The sequence below is a fragment of the Arcanobacterium wilhelmae genome (genome assembly GCF_029632765.1).
Lineage (GTDB): Bacteria > Actinomycetota > Actinomycetes > Actinomycetales > Actinomycetaceae > Arcanobacterium > Arcanobacterium wilhelmae.
This window is the reverse complement of sequence record NZ_CP121247.1, coordinates 479,643-497,684: the sequence shown is the minus strand read 5'-3', so window position 1 is coordinate 497,684 and position 18,042 is coordinate 479,643. Positions and strand designations below refer to the sequence as shown.

14 protein-coding genes are annotated in these 18,042 nt (G+C 62.0%); 4 read left to right on the top strand and 10 right to left on the bottom strand.

Annotation, left to right across the window (positions count from 1 at the left end):
* Nucleotides 1-51: 51 nt before the first annotated feature.
* From P8A24_RS02080 to P8A24_RS02070, 3 genes are read right to left on the bottom strand one after another with little or no spacing between them, the layout of a single operon-like run.
* Nucleotides 52-1,128, bottom strand: a complete 1,077-nt coding sequence (locus tag P8A24_RS02080) for a sensor histidine kinase (protein ID WP_278059240.1) — start codon at nucleotides 1,126-1,128, stop codon at nucleotides 52-54.
* Entirely contained in the window at nucleotides 1,121-1,801 is a 681-nt protein-coding gene (locus P8A24_RS02075) for a response regulator transcription factor (RefSeq protein WP_278059238.1), read from the bottom strand. The genes P8A24_RS02080 and P8A24_RS02075 overlap by 8 nt, the downstream gene beginning before the upstream one ends.
* Nucleotides 1,802-1,851: 50 nt before the next feature.
* Entirely contained in the window at nucleotides 1,852-2,877 is a 1,026-nt protein-coding gene (locus P8A24_RS02070; protein ID WP_278060161.1) for an adenylate/guanylate cyclase domain-containing protein, read from the bottom strand.
* A 68-nt stretch (nucleotides 2,878-2,945) separates the two neighbouring features.
* On the opposite strand from P8A24_RS02070, the gene P8A24_RS02065 reads away from it, so the two are divergent.
* Together P8A24_RS02065 and P8A24_RS02060 are read left to right on the top strand one after the other, a co-directional pair.
* Nucleotides 2,946-4,601 carry a DUF885 domain-containing protein gene (locus tag P8A24_RS02065; protein ID WP_278059237.1) on the top strand — a complete coding sequence of 552 codons (1,656 nt, stop codon included), beginning with the start codon at nucleotides 2,946-2,948 and terminating at the stop codon, nucleotides 4,599-4,601.
* Entirely contained in the window at nucleotides 4,598-5,290 is a 693-nt protein-coding gene (locus tag P8A24_RS02060) for a Maf family protein (RefSeq protein WP_278059235.1), read from the top strand. The genes P8A24_RS02065 and P8A24_RS02060 overlap by 4 nt, the downstream gene beginning before the upstream one ends.
* A 71-nt stretch (nucleotides 5,291-5,361) precedes the next feature.
* On the opposite strand, the gene fdxA is transcribed toward P8A24_RS02060, so the two are convergent.
* From fdxA to typA, 4 genes are all read right to left on the bottom strand, one after another.
* A complete protein-coding gene (gene fdxA / locus P8A24_RS02055; protein WP_278059233.1) occupies nucleotides 5,362-5,679 on the bottom strand; it encodes a ferredoxin in 318 nt (105 codons plus the stop codon).
* A 169-nt stretch (nucleotides 5,680-5,848) separates the two neighbouring features.
* Nucleotides 5,849-7,798: a VanW family protein gene (locus tag P8A24_RS02050; RefSeq protein WP_278059231.1), complete on the bottom strand. Its 1,950-nt coding sequence runs from the start codon at nucleotides 7,796-7,798 to the stop codon at nucleotides 5,849-5,851.
* A 5-nt stretch (nucleotides 7,799-7,803) separates the two neighbouring features.
* Nucleotides 7,804-8,187 (bottom strand): hypothetical protein, encoded by a 384-nt coding sequence (locus P8A24_RS02045; protein WP_278059229.1) that lies wholly within the window; start codon nucleotides 8,185-8,187, stop codon nucleotides 7,804-7,806.
* Nucleotides 8,184-10,106: a translational GTPase TypA gene (typA, locus tag P8A24_RS02040; RefSeq protein ID WP_278059227.1), complete on the bottom strand. Its 1,923-nt coding sequence runs from the start codon at nucleotides 10,104-10,106 to the stop codon at nucleotides 8,184-8,186. The genes P8A24_RS02045 and typA overlap by 4 nt, the downstream gene beginning before the upstream one ends.
* A gap of 341 nt (nucleotides 10,107-10,447) precedes the next feature.
* On the opposite strand from typA, the gene P8A24_RS02035 reads away from it, so the two are divergent.
* Nucleotides 10,448-11,527, top strand: coding sequence for an alpha/beta fold hydrolase (locus P8A24_RS02035; RefSeq protein WP_278059224.1), 1,080 nt, complete (start codon nucleotides 10,448-10,450; stop codon nucleotides 11,525-11,527).
* Nucleotides 11,528-12,004: 477 nt separating this feature from the next.
* On the opposite strand, the gene P8A24_RS02030 is transcribed toward P8A24_RS02035, so the two are convergent.
* Entirely contained in the window at nucleotides 12,005-12,829 is an 825-nt protein-coding gene (locus P8A24_RS02030; RefSeq protein WP_278059222.1) for a hypothetical protein, read from the bottom strand.
* Nucleotides 12,830-13,329: 500 nt separating this feature from the next.
* Between P8A24_RS02030 and P8A24_RS02025 the strand changes: the two genes are divergently transcribed.
* On the top strand, nucleotides 13,330-14,055 hold the full coding sequence (locus P8A24_RS02025) for a PH domain-containing protein (RefSeq protein ID WP_278059220.1): 726 nt from the start codon (nucleotides 13,330-13,332) through the stop codon (nucleotides 14,053-14,055).
* On the opposite strand, the gene P8A24_RS02020 is transcribed toward P8A24_RS02025, so the two are convergent.
* Nucleotides 14,056-15,786 (bottom strand): ABC transporter ATP-binding protein, encoded by a 1,731-nt coding sequence (locus P8A24_RS02020; protein ID WP_278059217.1) that lies wholly within the window; start codon nucleotides 15,784-15,786, stop codon nucleotides 14,056-14,058. It abuts the gene before it with no gap.
* Nucleotides 15,783-17,870, bottom strand: a complete 2,088-nt coding sequence (locus P8A24_RS02015) for an ABC transporter transmembrane domain-containing protein (protein WP_278059216.1) — start codon at nucleotides 17,868-17,870, stop codon at nucleotides 15,783-15,785. Before P8A24_RS02015 ends, P8A24_RS02020 begins: the two co-directional genes overlap by 4 nt.
* Between the last annotated feature and the right edge of the window lie 172 nt (nucleotides 17,871-18,042).

Genomic DNA, 18,042 nt, shown 5'->3' with positions numbered 1-18,042 from the left:
AAGCAACTTTCCACTTGTTGCCAGAAAGTTGCGCGGGCCGGGCCGCCCTTACTAGCGCCGCTTGCGGCGCGGGGTGGCGAATACGAGCGAGCCCGTGGGTAGCACCTGTTGCGGGGCGAGAGACGTGGGCACGCACATAAGCGTGATGGTGAACTCGGCCGGCGCCATTGATGTGAGCGTCAGACGCCCGCCATCGGCCTGGGCGAGTTCGCGTGCAACGGCCAGCCCGATCCCTGTAGATCCAGCGCCGGAGTAGCCTTTGTCGAAAATATCGTCCGCGATCTCGGGCGCCACGCCCGCGCCTTCATCGATCACCTTGATGTTGGTGTGCCGGCCGGCTGCGACGGCGCTCACACGCGTTTCGCCGTCGCCGTGGACGAGCGAGTTCTCGATGAGCGTGGCGAGGATCTGCGAAAGCGAGCCGGGCGCAGACAGGACCGAGCACTCTCCCCCAACGAATGTGAGCGCTCGCCCCTCGGCAGCGAACTTGGCGCTCCACTCTGCCTTTTGCTGGACGAACACTTCCCGCACGTCGGTGGGGCGCGTGGTGATCTCGCGTTGCGCTCCGCGCATCAGCTCGTTCACGACGCCGGTGAGCCGTTCGACTTGCCCGAGCGCTGCTTCAGCTTCTTCGCGCACGTCGTCCGAATCGGTGAGGTACTGGATTTCTTCGAGGCGCATCGAGAGCGCCGAGAGTGGCGTGCGAAGTTGGTGGGCGACGTCGGCAGAGAACTGGCGTTCGGCGGACAGCCTGCCCGCGAGCCGGTCTGCCGTGCGCTCGATCTCTTGATAGACGAGGTCGATTTCTTCGATCCCGGTGGTGGCGACGTGAGGGCGAACGTTCCCGCCGCCGAGCTGTTCGGCGCTCGCCGCGAGATACACGAGCGGGGCGGAAAGCTCGCCGGCCCGCCTCACAGCCATTGCAATGCCCACCGCGAGCGCGATGAGTGAGAGCACGACCATGCCAAGCACAAGGCGACCCACTTCCCACAGCATCTGGTAGTGCCAGTTTTCTTCGGCAAGCTGGGCAGAGAGGTAGCTAGCGGCGAAGAGCGTGGCAGGCACGCCAAGGATGAGCACCGTCACGGCAACGACGGCGGTGATTTGGCGGACGAGGATCTTACGCATTCTCGAACCGGAATCCCATGCCACGCACCGTGGAAATATAGTGTGGACGGGCCGGCGAATCGCCGAGCTTACGGCGCAACCATGAGATGTGCATGTCGAGTTTCTTCGTCGAAGTGTCGGCGCTGTCGCCCCACACCTCGGCCATAAGCGCGTCGCGCGAAACCACTCGGCCCGCGTTGCGCACCAAAATCATGAGCAGCTCAAACTCTTTGCCGGTGAGTGAGAGTTCGGATTCGGCAAGGTAGGCGCGGTGCGCCACCGGATCGATGCGCACGTCCTGCGCCTCGAGCGTGCCCACCGAGTTTTCCGACGGCGAGGCGCGCCGAAGGAGGGCGCGGACGCGAGCAAGCAGTTCAGCAAGCCGGAACGGCTTTGTTACGTAGTCGTCCGCACCGGCGTCGAGCCCAACCACCATGTCGATTTCTTCAGTACGTGCCGTCAAAATGAGGATCGGGACGGCAAGGCCCGCATGGCGGATACGCCGGGCAACGTCGAGGCCGTCCATATCCGGCAAGCCGAGATCGAGGATCACCAGATCAACCGGAGCTGCGGTTGCCGCGATACCTTCGGCACCACTCGATGCGGCCACCACCTCGTAGCCTTCGCGCGTGAGGGCGCGAACCAGCGGCCCACTAATCGCCGCGTCATCTTCTACCAGCACCACTTTTGCCATACTGTTCCCCTCTCCACGCATTTTTCTAGTTTACAAGGAGAAATTCAGAACTAGCGCAACTCGCGCAACGTGAAAGTTGAAACCGCTCCGATTCCGCGCAGTTCGACGTCGTCGGAGGGCGAAACTTCCAGCCCGGGCCGTGCGAGCCGCGCGACGGCGGTGGCGGTTTCCGAATCGAGGAGGACGCCGCCCTGCGGGGCGACCGAGCACAGGCGTGAAGCGAGATTGACGTTCGGACCGAAGACATCCCCGAAACGCGAGAGCACTCCGCCCCACACGAGCGAAGCACGGACGTTGGGCATATCCGGAGCGTCGTTGAGCGCGCTGATCAGGCCGGTGACTGCACGAACGCCGGTGAGGAGATCGTCGGCGATATAGAGCACGGCGTCTCCCACCATTTTCACCGTGCGCGCACCATAGGAGGAGATCACGTCTCTGCACGTGAACTCGAAGGTTTGGATGAGCTCAGCCAACTCGTGCGGGGTGAGCTTTTCAGACGTGTTCGTAAAGCTCACGAGATCCACGAATCCGAGGGCCCTGATGAGAGGCATCTCGACGTCCTCGTCGAAATGCATGTTCTCGAGCTCCACTTCGGTGCGTCGCAAGAACGCGGCGAGGTGGCGCCGCCAGGCGTATTTCATTTGATACATGAGGAACTCTTCGTATTGACCGAAGTGATCGAGCACGTAGTAGCGGGCCGAGATTTCGTCCACGCCGAAGCGCTTGGCCGCCATCTCCACGAGGGCTTCGTACTGCCACAGCACCTGGCGGTCCGCAAAATAGGATTGCGCGCGGATCAGGGAGTTCATCGCGGTGGAATCCGCGCTACCGAGGTTCGCCATCTCCTGGTGGGCGCGGATGACGTCCACATCGTAGGCGGTGAAAATTGGCTTTTCTTCGCTTTGGATCGCCGGGAAGCCCATGGAGCGCCAGAACATACGCACGATCTCCGTGGAGGTACCGGCGCGTTCGGCGGCTTCTTTCAGCGTGTACTGGGGTGCGCCGTCGGTGAGGTGTTGCGTATAACGCTCAACCTTGCCGATCTCCGGCTCCCCGTTCGTTCCTGTGGCTTCCATCACATCCCAATCTTAGCAACTGCTCCCACGGTGTCAAAGGCTGGCACAGGTCAGGCTAAACTGGCTCTATGACAACTCAAATCGATCAGTTTGCCAACGAGCACGTCCAGAAGGTCCTGGACTCGCAACCGGAATACGTTACCTCACTCGGCCGCCCCGGCGCCGACGAGGGCACTTTCTCCGATCTTTCCTTCGCCGGCGAGGCCGCCCGCGCCGATTTCGCCCGCAATCAGCTCACCGCGCTCAGCGCTCTCACGCCCGAAAATGAGAACGACGAAATTACCAAAGCGGCCCTATCAGAACAGCTCGCCCTCGAGGTCGAGTACTTCGAAGCCGGCGAATACGCGGACATTAACAACATCGCCTCCCCGATCCAGGGCACAGCCGAAATCTTCGACCTGATGAACCAGGAAACAGACGCCGACTGGGCAACGATCGCCCGCCGTCTGTCCGCAGTGCCCGCCGCGCTTGCCGGCTACGAGGATGCGCTCGCGCACCGCGTCGCAGGTGGCGCACCTACCGCCCTTCACCAGATCGAGCTCGCGATCGCGGAAACCGCCCAGAAAGCCTCCGAAGAAGGCCAACTCGCGGCGCTGGCCGCCCGCGGAGCTTCGGCGTCGCCGGCGAACGCCTCCGCACTCAAGGAAGGCGCCGACGCCGCCCGCGCAGCCTACGCTCGCCTGTCCCAGTTCCTGAAGACGGAAGTTGCGCCGCACGGCGCGCAAAAGGACGCGTTTGGGCACGAGCGCTACGAGCGCCGCATCCGCACGTCAACCGGCGCCCACCTGGACCTGGACGAAACGTATGAGTGGGGCGTCGCTGAGCTCACACGCATCGTTGCCGAACAGGAGGCAGTGGCGCGAACGCTCTACGGCGAGGGCGTGTCGGTAGCGGAGGCGATGGAGCGCCTCAACGCCGATCCGGCCCGCCAAGCCCACGGCACTGAGGAGCTCCAGCGCTGGATGCAGACCACCGCAGATCAGGCGCTCGCCGATCTGGACGGCGTTCACTTCGATATCCCCCAGCCGCTCAAAACCATTGAATGCATGATCGCCCCCTCGGGCACGGGAGCCATTTACTACACCGGCCCCACGTCCGATTTCTCACGCCCGGGCCGCATGTGGTGGTCGGTGCCGGAGGGCACAGACACGTTCAACCTCTGGCAGGAGAAAACCACCGTGTACCACGAGGGCGTGCCGGGCCACCACCTACAAGTGGGCTTGGCCACCTACCTCGCCGATTCGCTCAACGATTGGCGCCGCGAAATGTGCTGGAACTCGGGAAGCGGCGAGGGCTGGGCGCTCTATGCTGAGGGCCTGATGGCCGAACTCGGATACCAGGATGATCCGGGCGATTACATGGGCGTGCTCGATTCGGAGCGCCTGCGCGCCTCGCGCGTGGTGCTCGATATCGGCGTTCACCTCGAAAAGCCCTCCCCCGAGAAGTACCGCCACATTTCCCCCACTTGGAACCGCGACGTGGCCTGGGAGTTCCTGAAGGACAATGTGGCAATGGACCGCTCGTTCCTCCAGTTCGAGCTCAACCGCTACCTCGGATGGGCCGGGCAGGCGCCGTCGTACAAGATCGGCCACCGTCTGTGGAAACAAATGCGCGCCGAAGCCGCCCAGGCGGCAGGGGCCGATTTCGATCTGAAGGCGTGGCATATGAAGGCGCTCTCGCTCGGCTCGCTCGGCCTGGATCTGACGGCGAAGGTGTTGCGATGAAGCTCCTGCTTGCGTCCGCTTCTCCCGCCCGCCGGCAAACGTTGCTTTCTGCCGGGATCGACCCGTGGGTCGCAGTGTCCGACGTCGATGAGGAGGCGATCCTGGATGCCCTGCGTATCGCAAACCCGCAGGTGAGCCCCACCGAGCAGGTTTCGGCTCTGGCCAACGCCAAGGCGCAGTCCATCTACCAGCTCGTCGTACAGCGCCGCGAGGTTGGAGAGCCCGTCCCCGACGCTTTGGTTGCCTGCGATTCCATGTTCGCGTTCCAGGGCGAAGTGGTGGGCAAGCCCCACTCGCCGAAGGTGGCATTCGAACGACTCAGGCGCATGCGTGGCCGCTCCGGTGAGCTGTTCACTGGCCACACGCTCATCGACGTTTCGACCGGCCGCTCCACCTCCGCCGTATCGAAGGCAGTGATCCACATGGGGGCGATGAGCGACGCCCAAATCAAGGCCTACATCGCAACGGGTGAGCCGCTCGAGGTAGCCGGCTCGTTCACGATCGACGGTGTGGGTGGCCCGTTCATCGATTCCATCGAGGGAGACCACCATGGGGTGGTGGGGATTTCTCTTCCGACGGTGCGCAAGATGATGGTGAGTTTAGGGCTGAACATTGTTGATTTCTGGGAGCGTGACGCCGGCCGTCCGCGGCCCGTCCAGCCACCCGTGCGTCTACTCGATCAGCAGTAACGCTACAAGCAACGAAACGCGGGGTTTCGCGATTTAACGCGAAACCCCGCAGTTCACATTATTCAGTTCGCTCAGGCGTTCGGTGGAAGGGCCTCAATGAATGGGTGATCCTTGCCGGTCGGGCCAAGCTTAGCCGCGCCACCCGGAGAGCCGAGCTCGTCGAAGAACTCGGTGTTCACCGCCATGTACGGCTCCCACTCTTCCGGCACGTCATCCTCGTAGTAAATCGCCTCAACGGGACACACAGGCTCGCAAGCGCCGCAATCCACACACTCACCAGGGTGAATATAGAGCGTGCGCTCGCCTTCGTAAATGCAGTCCACTGGGCACTCGTCCACGCAGGCGCGATCCTTCACGTCCACGCACGGCAGCGCGATAATGTACGTCACGTTGACCTTCCTTCCACTTACGTCACTTCGCTCAAGTCTAGGCGGGAAACTTCCGCCACCCAAGCGCTCAGCGGCATATTTTCGGAAGAGTTTTGTTCCCTATTTCGTTTCCTGGATAAGCTGTGGCCCCGGGCGCACGATGCACGCTCCGGGGCCACCTCTCCACAAATCAGCCACACCGAACGGCATCGACGGGCTGGTACGTCCACACGTACGAGGAGTTTTCCTCAACCTTGCCGTCGCGAGAAACTGTACGACCAACCTTCACCGAGAAGCCCGGTCCGCCAGCACCGGATGCTTCGCAATCAGCCGCGTGGTTCACACGGGTTGTGGGCTGCTTGTACGCGTACGGGGAGCCTTGATGAATCTTCACGTCCCAGTACTTCGTGGACCACAGCTTGGTGTGCACCTTGCCGTCGGCAACCCACGTATCAAGGACCGCAGTGTAGGGGGTGTTGTTTTCCCAGATCATCTTGATCGACGGTTCCCACAACGTGGACTCAAGGCCCATGGGGTAGCGCTCGAAGTACTTTGAGTGCGGCTGGTGAGCGATATCCTTCATTCCCGAACGGTAGCCAACGTTGAAGGTGTTGGTCGACAGCTGTGACAGGCCACCTCCCATAGCCGTGGAGTTAAATCCATTGCTCACTACACCGGAGGCAACGAAGCCGTGCTCGGCATCAACATCGCCGAGTGCCTTGCCAAGGTCGAAACGCTCACCGGGTTTCACGATCGTTCCGGTCACCTTCTTGGTTCCGACCACGAGATTCGTTGTACGAACCGAATCTGAAGTGAGCGGTGTGGTGATTTCGGCAACGACTTCCTTCACTCCGGCCTTTTCGGCGTCGGCGGTAGTGAAAGAGGCCGGCTTTGTGGAGACCTTCGCCGTGAGCGTGCGGTCGCCCTTCATCGCAAGGAGATCGCCGGCCAGCGCCTTCGCTTCCACGCTCTGACCGTCCTTCGAGGGAACGATCTTCACGCTCTTATGATCGACAATTTCGATGCGAGCATCCTGTGGCTTGCCAAGCGCATCGCCGACCTTCTCGACGACCGTCTTCTCAAGCTTCGCCTCATCCACGGCAAGTTCCGGGTTCGCGCCATCGCTCACTTTGAGAACAGAGGCGATCGCGGCCGGATCGAGTTCGGCGAGCTTGTCCCCCACCGTGACCGAAACGGGCCCTGAGAGCAGCGGTGCGACCTTCTGATCGGCAAAGGCCTGCAGGTCCTTCGCGGTGACCTTCGGCGCGAGTTCATCGACGGGAAGAGTGATCGGACCGCTCGTTCCGAGCCAGCCGGAGAGCACTTCCTTCTTCGCGTCCGACACCTTGATTCCGTGGCCCACCTTCTCGGGCGTGACACTTGCCTTGCCGCCCTCGAGCGAGAGCTTCGCATCGACGGGGGCAGTGTTGGTTTCCTTTGCCGCGGCCTCGAGAACGGAGGCGAGCTTGGCATCGTCGGCCTTCAGGACGGCCGGCTCGTTCTTGGTGCCGTTAAATTCGGCGATGATACGCGAAGGGTTCATGGTGAAGCCTGTCAGCGAGCCAAGCGTGGCATCGTCATCGATTTCCATGCCCATTGCGACTGGGTCGATTGAGGTTTTCTTCTCGCCCACCACAACTTCGCGCTTTGCCTTGAGCTGATCCGCGAGCGCCGGGCCGATCTTCTCGGCTGCGGCCTGCTGGGAGAGCCCGCCCACGGGGACGCCGGCGACGGTGGTTCCGGAGGCAATATGCCCGCCGAGGTAGGCCTGAGCTCCGGTGTAGGCGGCGGCGAGCGCTACGACGGCGCCGACGGCGATGGGCCACTTGCGCTTCTTTTTTGCCACGGGCTCTTCCTCGCTTCCCGCCGCCTGCGGCTCGGTTTCTTCTGCGGCGACGGGCGCGTACACCGGGGCGCCGACGCCGGTTGCAGCGGCGGGGCCGAACGATTCCGTCATTTTTTTGTCCGCGGCTTCGTCGCCCGTGTCGGCGCTTACTGGCGCCGACACGGACGCCTGCGTCGCGGCCGGCTCTTGCGTGGAGAGCTCGCCCGGGTTTGTGGCGTCCTCGTCGGGCGCCTTCGATGCGTCGCCGAAGGCGCGGCGACGCCAAGCATCGAGAAGGTTGTCGTTCTCAGACACGTGTCTTACCCCCGTTCCACGCGCTCGGGCGCGTGAATCTGTGCGTTCTTTTCGCCTTTTTTGTCAAAAAGTTTAGCAATGATGAGACCCACGATCGTGGAAACCGCCGCAAGGAGCATCCAGGTGGCGGAAAGGCCGGGGGTCAGTGAATTGTAGATATCGTTCGCGGGCGGAGCGAGGAGTAGCCAGACTGTTACTCCCCACGCACCCAGCGCGTAACCAATCCAGCCGGCCACCCCGGATCGCTCGGCGATCACCCAAGCACCGGATGAGACTAGCAGGAATGCAATGAGGGGGCCCGCCCAGGGCGCGGCAAGGGTGCCGGCGTGAACGATCACGCCAACACCCCCAGTGAACGCACCGAGGAGGGCCCCGATCAGGAATTTCACTTTCCAGCCGCCCGCTTCTTCCGGGAGGCTTCGCGGAAGCGCTCCTGGCCGTTGAGGATCACCTTGCGCAGGCGGATCTTTTCTGGGGTCACTTCGATGCACTCGTCGTCGGCCGCGAATTCGATCGACTCTTCGAGGGTCATCTTGTGGCGGGCCTGGAGCGTTTCGAACACGTCAGCCGTGGCCGAGCGCATGTTCGTCATTTCCTTGGCCTTGACGATGTTCACGTCCATGTCTTCGTCGCGCGAGTTCACACCCACGATCATGCCTTCGTAGACTTCGTCGCCCGGATCCACAAAGAACGTGCCGCGATCCTCGAGGCGCTGCAGCGAGAACGCCGTGGCCTGGCCGGCGCGATCCGAGACGAGCGAACCAGTGGTGCGCGATTCGATTTCGCCCGCCCACGGCTTGTAGCCGTCGGAAATCGACGCCGAAATACCGGTTCCGCGGGTCTGCGTGAGGAACTGGGTGCGGAAACCGATCATTCCACGCGAGGGCAAGAGGAACTCCATGCGAACCCAGCCGGTGCCGTGGTTCGTCATGGTTTCCATCTGGCCCTTGCGTGCGGCCATCAGCTGCGTGACGGCGCCGAGGTACTCTTCGGGAACGTCGATCGTTGCGCGCTCCCACGGTTCGTACACGACGCCGTCGATCACCTTACGCACAACCTGCGGCTTACCCACGGTGAGCTCGAAGCCTTCGCGGCGCATCGTCTCAACGAGAATCGCGAGCGCGAGCTCGCCACGATCCTGCACTTCCCAGGCGTCCGGGCGGTCGGTGGGCAGAACGCGGATCGACACATTGCCGATCAGCTCCTGCTCGAGGCGATCGCGCACCTGCGAAGCGGTGAGCTTGTGGCCCTTTTCCTTACCAGCGAGCGGCGAGGTGTTGATACCGATCGTCATCGAGATCGAGGGATCGTCGATGTGGATCTTCGGCATCGGGCGCGGATCGTCAAGATCCACGAGGGTCTCGCCGATCATAATGTTCGGCATACCGGCCACGGCCACGATATCGCCTGGGCCAGCCTCCGTTGCCGGGATACGCTCCAGGCCCTGCGTGCGCAGGAGCTCGGTGATGTGCACGCGCTCCATGTCCGAATCCGGGCCGTTCATCAGGCCCACCCAGGCGCCCTTGGTGAGCGTGCCCGAGTAGATGCGCACCAACGCGAGACGGCCAAGGAACGGCGAGGCATCAAGGTTCGTCACCTGCGCAACGAGCGGTGCGTCTTCGTCGTATTCCGGAGCCGGAACGTACTCGAGGATCGTACGGAACAGCGGCTCAAGGTTTTCCGACGCCGGGAGCTCGCCGTCCGCCGGCTGGACGAGATCCGCACGGCCGGCCTTCGCCGAGGCGTACACCACCGGGATTTCGAGAAGGCGATCAAGATCGAGCCCCTCGGTATCTTCGATATCGGATGCGAGCGAGAGCAACAGATCCTGAGTTTCGTCCACAACTTCGCTGATGCGCGCGTCCGGGCGATCCACCTTGTTGACCACGGTGATCACCGGCAGGTTCGCCTCGAGCGCCTTGCGTAGCACGAAGCGGGTCTGCGGAAGCGGGCCCTCGGAGGAATCGACAAGCAGCACAACGCCGTCGACCATCGACAACCCGCGCTCCACCTCACCCGAGAAATCGGCGTGGCCGGGGGTGTCGATCACGTTGATGAGCACGCCGTCGGGCGAGCCGAACTCTTCCGCCGACGGGCCCTTGTAAGTGATCGCGGTGTTCTTCGCGAGAATGGTGATGCCCTTCTCGCGCTCCAGATCGCCGCTATCCATGATTCGTTCGCCGGTTTTCTCTACCGACGCGTGCGCGTCAAACGCGCCGCCCTGCCAGAGCATGCCGTCCACCAGGGTGGTCTTACCGTGATCAACGTGTGCCACGATGGCCACGTTGCGAATGCCGTTGCGCTTCATTTACATCCTTTGCATTAATTCTTGCCGTGCGCAACTTTACGCGGATCGGCGCATTTGCCCAAGAGTTCGCGGGTAAAGTGCGATGGAATAAACACGTTTGAACTACCATGAGGTGTATGACACATCCGCGTTCCGTTCCGTACCGTTCCGGCTTCCTCCGGCGCCCCGCCGAGGACGGGAGTCGAGATACCACCTGGGCACCGATGGGAGCGCCCCTCCACGCCGTTCCGGCGCGGAGCCTCCCCCTTACGTGCCCTGGCGGCACCTCGACCCCCTCACCAAACGAATGCCGAGGCGCTGAAGAAGAACCGAGCGGTAATAACGGGGCCGGGGATGTGTTTGTGTATTTTGAGGAGCATGGGAATCCCGAGGGGATTCCGGCGCTGTATTTGCACGGCGGGCCCGGCGGCGGGCTCGGCAAGCGCGGCTGGACACAGCTTTTCGATCCGGCCGTGTGGCGCCTGGTGGGCATGGACCAGCGCGGATGCGGCCAGTCCACTCCCCACGCCTCGGAGCCAGATTACGATTTTTCCTCCAATACGATCGCAGCCCTTATTGATGACATTGAGGCTCTGCGCATTGAGCTCGGCATCGCACAGTGGGTGTTTTACGGCGTGAGCTGGGGAACCACGCTCGCGCTCGCCTACGCTCGCGCTTTCCCACACCGCGTTCGCAGCATGGTACTGCTTGCGCTCACCACCACCTCGCGTTGGGAAGTGGAGTGGATCAGCCAGAACGTGGCAACCGTGTTCCCCGAGGCGCATTTTGCGCTCGAACAGGCGGTTTCGCGGCTCGAGGCCGAAGTAGCGGCCTTGGAGCGCATTTTGCGCAAGGGCGAGCCCGCCGTCGACGTCGATGGCTTGCGTTTCATTGAACGCGTGGCACGGCTCGTTGCCTACCCGGACGCGTCCGTGCGCGAACGCGCAATCGACGCCTGGCTCGCCTGGGAGGACTCGCACGTCTCCCTCGGAAAAGAAAAAAGCGATGCCGAGGAACAACCGGACCGAGGAGGAGAGGGTGGTGTCGCCGGGGCACGTAAGGGGGAGGCTCCGCGCCGGAACGGCGTGGAGGGGCGCTCCCACCGGTACCCAGGCGGCACTACCCTTTCCTCCCAAGACTTCGCGATTCTTACCACTCATTACTGGGCACACGACGCCTTCCTCGAGGTTCCGTTGCTCAGGGATCTGGGCGGGGCTGCCGAGATTGAGACGGAGATTATTCACGGGCGCATGGATGTTTCCGGTCCGCTGGGTACCGCGTGGCGCCTGTCGCGCCTGATGCCGAACTCGCGCCTCACCGTCGTCGAAACGGAAGGCCACGGCGGGCCCACCATGATCGCGCACGCTGCCGCCGCGCTCGAACGCCTCGCACAGTCCGACGGCCCGCGCCAAGCCGGCACACCCACGATTATTGAACATTAAGAACAACCTCGGCACGTAGCCACTGAACGACAGTCGTACATCATCACTGAATACTGGTGGCGAGCCGACAATTTAGTGAAACCACCACCATGCAGAGTAGACCGTAATAGTTACACTGGCGTGATATTTTACCAGCTTTTCACTTAATTTGTTACATAACTTGCACATAGAGGTACCTCAGTTTTAACGCATCGTATGTCTCGCCCGCCAATATTCGCGCCCTGACCGAATAACGGCTTCCAACGTCCAAACACAAAAAAGTATCGCAAGACCTGAATATAAACTAAGTTCGGCATACTTAACCCATATACATAAATGCGCAAATGGAAGTAAACCCCACGCATTTAAGTACAATAGAGCCATAGGCAGGGTCAGAGTATCACTCTGCCCCTCTTCGGACCAGACATTTAAACAATAAAGGCAAATGAATATCCCAAGCAAAACGAATGATATAGCAGCAACAGTGCCAAACATCATTTACACCCCGAATGCTAGAGCGAAACATGAACCAATCCCCAACAGATTCAATATTTCTTTTTTCATAGATTTCCCGATTGTTTGATTGAACGCTTTAACCGCGGATGCCCTCCAGGTTAAACCCTTGCCATCAGGGCGCGGGGCATTCATCCACTCTTTAAAACCGAGAACATAATTCTTAATTCCTCCAACCTTTTTCCACGCACGCAAGGCTCGCGGAGAATCCTTGATTACGTTGTAAATCCTTAACCCCACACCTGCGGCTTTGAAAAACACAAAGAAAAAGTGCGCAATTTCTGCAGCACACCCAGCCCAAGCCCACCAACTCGGATCTGCCACAACAGGAAATTTCGCATTCGTCATATCAACCAATTGAGTGATCGCCCCATTTTTTACGACAAAATGCGTTGGCAACGGTCGATTATCAGCGTCATACGCCCACGGTTTATCGATTCCAGCAATTGTCTGCCCCGTTCCTCGATCAACCAATGACATTGAACCATCTTTATTTGAAACCCACCGAGTTCCATCGGGAACTTTCATGTCAAGCGTGAACCGATTACCATCCCCTTTTGAGTCAAAGACAGCAACCACTTGACCTCCCTCAGGCGTCAAATGCAAAATCCCGTCAACGCCGTTCGACGTACGGATGTGACTCACGCCAGATTCGACGGCATCACCAATCACACGGCCACGCAGACCGATCTGCAATTCACCTTCCGATGTATCGACGCTCAAATCAGCTTTACCGTGAGTAACATCCAGATACCCCATACCGCCACGAGTATGTGCTAGCCCACCGTAAAGCGTCAGGGTCGGTGCCACCCGACTACCAAGCTTCGATACCTGTTTCTCACTCGTGAGCTCTTTAAGGATCTCCCGACCGCGTGAAGTCACCTCGGGTTGCGGAGCATCACTCCCAAACAAGTGCGGATACATACCCGCAAGCACGTCATCGCTAGGACTATTTCCGTCGATTCCCTTCCCATGCGAAAGAGAATCAGCAACCGACGGCCCCCGCGTGTCCGCAACAGCCAGGCTCGTTGCCCCCTAAAAAAAACAGCCATGCTCGTCACGATCGCGGTGCTGAACAACGCAATTTTACGCATTATTTCTCCTCTGAGAGGCATTTGGTACATATTTCGTCAAAGCAACACGATATATAAGATCCCCATTAAACAACAAAACAGCACATAGTGATGCTCTTTACGTTTAAATGGAGCGCACTCCGGTGGAATGTTTCACCTGTTCACGTCATACGACTCCAAGCATCAACTCACCTGCCGCCCGAGCCAGCCGCCGCGAAACCTGCCACAATAGGTGGCATGAAACTTCGTCTTGTGGGGAATGGGTACCGGTTCTACGGATATATCGGGTTTGCGTTGGCGGGCGTGATTGCGCTGGCGTCGCTGTACAACGGCGGTTTTCGCGAGCTCGCGCTCACGCTTCCCCTCGTTGCGCTCGTCGCGGCCGCCGCGTGGGTGTTTTCGTACCATTCGTACGTTCAGATCGGGCCGGGCGGCCTGACGGTGGTAAATATTTTCCGCACGCACCGCATCCCATGGAACGACATCGCAGGCACGGAGCGCCGCTGGGGGCTGTATGTTCTCCTGCGCACGGGCCGCAAAATTTCCGTGTGGGCGGTTCCGCAGAAGGCGGGCGTTTTCTCCAGCCCGACGGCGAAGCGCGTACGTGGCGTTCGCGGTGAGGGCGGGCATCACGAAGGGCCGGCGTCAGACAAGGAAATCTCGCGAACGCTTCGCGGAGAGAACACGCCGAACTTTTCCAAAAACTTCAATTTCAATAACGAGACTGCCGTGAACTGGGATTGGTCGGATCGCACCGAACATCGCACGGTCTCCCTCTCGTGGGCTGCTCGAGAAATCGAGGAGCGCCTGGCGCTCTACCGCAACAATCGTGAGGCGCGCACCCGCCTGGACGCGCAGGCGATCGACTTCCCGAAAACCACTACAACAACCTGGCAGCCGCTGCCACTCCTGCTCCTCGCAGGAACGGCAACGGCCACCTACATCATGATCCGCACCTGGTAGTCAATCCTGTTGCCAGGCGTGCCAGAGGGAGGCGTACTCCCCGCCGGTAGCCACCAGTTCCTCGTGCGATCCGAGTTCGCGCACCTGGCCGTTCACCATCACGGCTACCCGGTCGGCGTCGTAGGCGGTATAGAGCCGGTGGGCGATGGAGATCACGGTTCGCCCGTCGAGCACGCGGTTCATTGCCTGTTCGGCGCTGCGGGCCGCGGTCGGATCCAGGAGCGAGGTCGCTTCGTCAAGGATGACGATCGACGGGTCGAGGAGCACGATGCGTGCGAGCGCGAGTTGCTGCGCTTGCGAGGGCGTGAGGTCCTTCTGACCCGAGCCGACTTTCGTTTCCAGTCCGTCGGGTAGCAACGCAACCCAGCCGGCGTCGACGATCTCGAGCGCACGTTGGAGCTCGACGTCGGTGGCGGCGGCTTTTGCGAAACGCAGGTTGTCGGCGATGGTGCCAGCGAAAACATGGTTTTCTTGGGTGACGAGCGCACACGTGGAGTGCAGTTCTTTCTCCACGATGCGTGTCACTTCCACTCCGCCCACGGTGATCGAGCCGGAACCGGGCGCATTCACGCCCGCGATGAGGCGGCCGAGTGTGGATTTACCGGCGCCGGACGGGCCCACAATCGCAAGCCGCTCACCTGGGCGAATATCCAGGCTGACGTTGCGCAGCACAGGCCGCCCGTCGCGGTAGGAGAAGGAAACATCCTCGATCACGACGTCGTCGGCGTCGGGAGCAGAGGCGGTGGCGACGCGGTCGGGCGCAACTTCACCCACGCCGAAGATACGCGCGAGTGCGACGGAGGCGAACTGGAGTTCGTCGATCCACCAGCCGAACTCGTCGAGCGGCCAGCGCAGCTGCTGTGCGTAGAGCGCCACGGAGGTGACGGCGCCGACGGTGGCGAGCCCGAGACCCACCATCCACGCACCCCACAGCACCGCGAGGATCATCGGCGCACACAGCACCATCACGGTGGAGGCCACGTAGATCACGCGCATCCACGAGGTGTAGCGTTCGTTGTTCCACGATTCTTCGAGGAGCACCATGAAGCGGCCCATGCGGGCGCGCTTCATGCGCAGCGCGTCTACGGTGGCGGACTGTTCCACGGTTTCGGTGATGTCGCCCGAGAATTCGGCCATGAGTGCCGAGGAGGCGAGGTAGCCGGCAACAGTGCGGCGCAGGTATTTGCGCAGCACAATCGCGAGCGGGATGAACGAAACCACCACGACGATTCCCACCGCTGGCGCCACGAGGAACGCGGCCACCACGGTGGCGATCACCTGGATGGAGACCACCATCAGGCGCGAGAGCCCGGAGCGGATAAAGAATTCCACACGGTTCACGTCGGCCGTGGTACGGCCGAGCAGATCGCCTGTTCCGGCGGCTTCGACCACCGACAGCGGCAGGTGCGTGATCGTTTCAACGAGCTGGACGCGCAGGAGGTTGAACACTTTCTGCCCGAGCACGCGCGCCTTGTAGTCCGCGAGCCAGGCGGTGAGCGACTGCAGCACCACCGCGGCGGCGAGCACGCCCACGTACCAGCGCACCACGTCGCCGCCTTTGCCGGCGGCGACGGCGTCGAAGGTTGCGCCGATCACCCACGGGGTGACGACGGCGGCTGCGGCCATCACGAGCTGGATCGCGATCACGAACGCGAACTCGCCCTTGAAGTGGGCCAGGAGCGCCAGGAGCCGGCGCGTGATTGTGCGGTTTGTTGCGATGGGGAGCTTCATCGGGTGGCCTCCTCGGTGGTTTCTTCGCCGGCGGCTCGGTGGACGATTGCGCGGTAGCGCGGGTCGGCGAGGAGCTCCTCGTGCGTTCCGCGAGCCAGTTCGACGACGCCGGTGGGCTCAGACGCGTCGTTCGCACCGGCGTCATTTGGCTCGTCAGTTGCGGCTGGCGCGCCGACGTCGGGCGTGCCAACGAGCACCACTTCGTCGGCCATGCCGAGCACGATCGGCGAGGCTGAGACCACCACGGTGGTCAGGCCTGCCCGTGCCATCGCGAGGCGCTGGGAGATGCGGGTTTCGGTGTGGGAGTCGACGGCGGAGGTCGGCTCGACGAGCACGAGGATCGGCGCGCGCGTGAGCACCGCGCGGGCGAGGGCCACGCGCTGGCGCTGGCCGCCCGAGAGGTCGCGGCCTCGCTCGGCGATCTGGCCGTCGAGGCCACGCTCGAGACCTTCGACGATGTCCGCAGCATCGGCCACGTCGAGAGCCGCGGTCAGCTCCTCGTCGCTTGCCGCACCGGGCGATTCTTCGTGGGAACGGCGCGCGTTGCCGCCGGCGACGTCGCCCATCTGCTGGGCGATCGTGCGAACCACGGGCCGCTCGGCGTTGCCGGCATTGAGGTTCGACCGCAGGCGGCCTTGGAAGATCTGCGCAACGGCGTCGGAAAGCACAAGGTTTTCGCGAACCTCGGCCAGCGGAATGTGGCGCAGGTCGGCGGTGACGGTCCCCGGTAGAGAACCGGCCGCACCGGCGTCGGAAAGAGAAGTACCGGCGTCAGAGGCGGGAGCACCGGCGTCGGCGGAACCGGCGTCGGCAGAACCGCCGTCGGCGGAACCAGCGGGCCAGGTTGCGCGGATCTCGTGCTCGTCGCTGACGCGGGCGAGCCGCTCGGCGAGCGCCGCGGACTGCGCCGGGTTGGCGCACACCAGCACCGTGAGCCGGCCGGGTGCGACGCTCACGCCGCTTGCCGTGTCCGTGAGAGCGGTGAGCTCCCAGCGCGGGTGGAGCGTGGGGTCGGCCGCGGCGTCCGACGTGAGTGGGGTGAGGGTTGCGACTTTGGCGATGCGGTCTGCGGCGACGCGCGCGTCGGAGATGCCTTGGAACATTTGGGTGGCCGTGGAGACTGGCACGACGAGGTAGGCCGAGTAGCCGTAGAAGGCGACGAGTGAGCCGATCGTGAGTGTTCCGTCCACAACTTCTGCGATACCTAGGCCAACGATCACTGCGGCGAACACGGCGGGAATGGCCGCGTTCAAGCCGAAAAGCGTAGCTTGGAGGCGGGCCGCGTCAATACCGGTTTCTTCCACTTTCGCCGACTGGGCAGCGTAACGCTCGTTGTAGATGTCTTCGCCGCCCACGCCGCGCAGAACGCGCAGGCCCGCGACGGCGTCGGCAGCGAGCGTTGTGAGGGCGCCGCGTTCTTTGCGGTTGGCATCGAGTTTTTCCTGGAGTGGGCGCACCATGCGTGCCATCGCGAGAATCGTCAGTGGCAATCCGATCACCACGATCAGGCCGAGCGTAAGATCCGTGAGGAGCATGAGCACCGCGATCACGATGAAGGCGCAGGCCGCACCGAACGCGTTGGTGATGCCGTACATCAGCGAGCCAACTTTTTGGGAATCTGTGGTGGGGGCGGCGACGGCCTCGCCGGTGGGCATCTTCTCACGGCCGCCGTCGCGCGCCGAGGAGAGTGCATCAACCATCTGCTTTTGCCAGCCGAAGTTTGCGCGCATCCACGCGAGCATGCTCAGCGATTCAGCGAGAGCGCCGGCTGCGCGGAACAGAATCACCGCAAGCAGGAGGAGCGAGCCAGGAATCAGGGCGGCCGTGAGGCCGCGTTCGATGCCCGAATCGAGGAGGATTCCGAGCGCCCAGGGAATCAGTGCCGAGCCGACGAACACTGCGATTTGTGCAAGTGAAGCGATAGTAAGTAAGCGCCAGTTTTGGGTAATCGTGGAGCGGATCGGGTTGGCAGGATCGTAGGTGGGGATCGAATCCACGCTCATCCAGTGCGGGAAGCGCGGAGCGGGGCCAACCTCAAATTCGCGGAGGTTAATGGATGCAGGTGTCGTTTTCTTCTGCCGCATGTGTGTTTCTCTCTAAGCCCTCTCGGGCATACATCTCTTCGCCCATCTGGAGGGGCATTATTTCATCGGCGCACGGCGCCAGGACATGAAAAATAAACCGCGTAGTAGCGGGAGCAATGGCTCAGCGGCCGTGTGGGCCGGGCGGCGCTCAGGAGAAGAGAAGATTCATCAT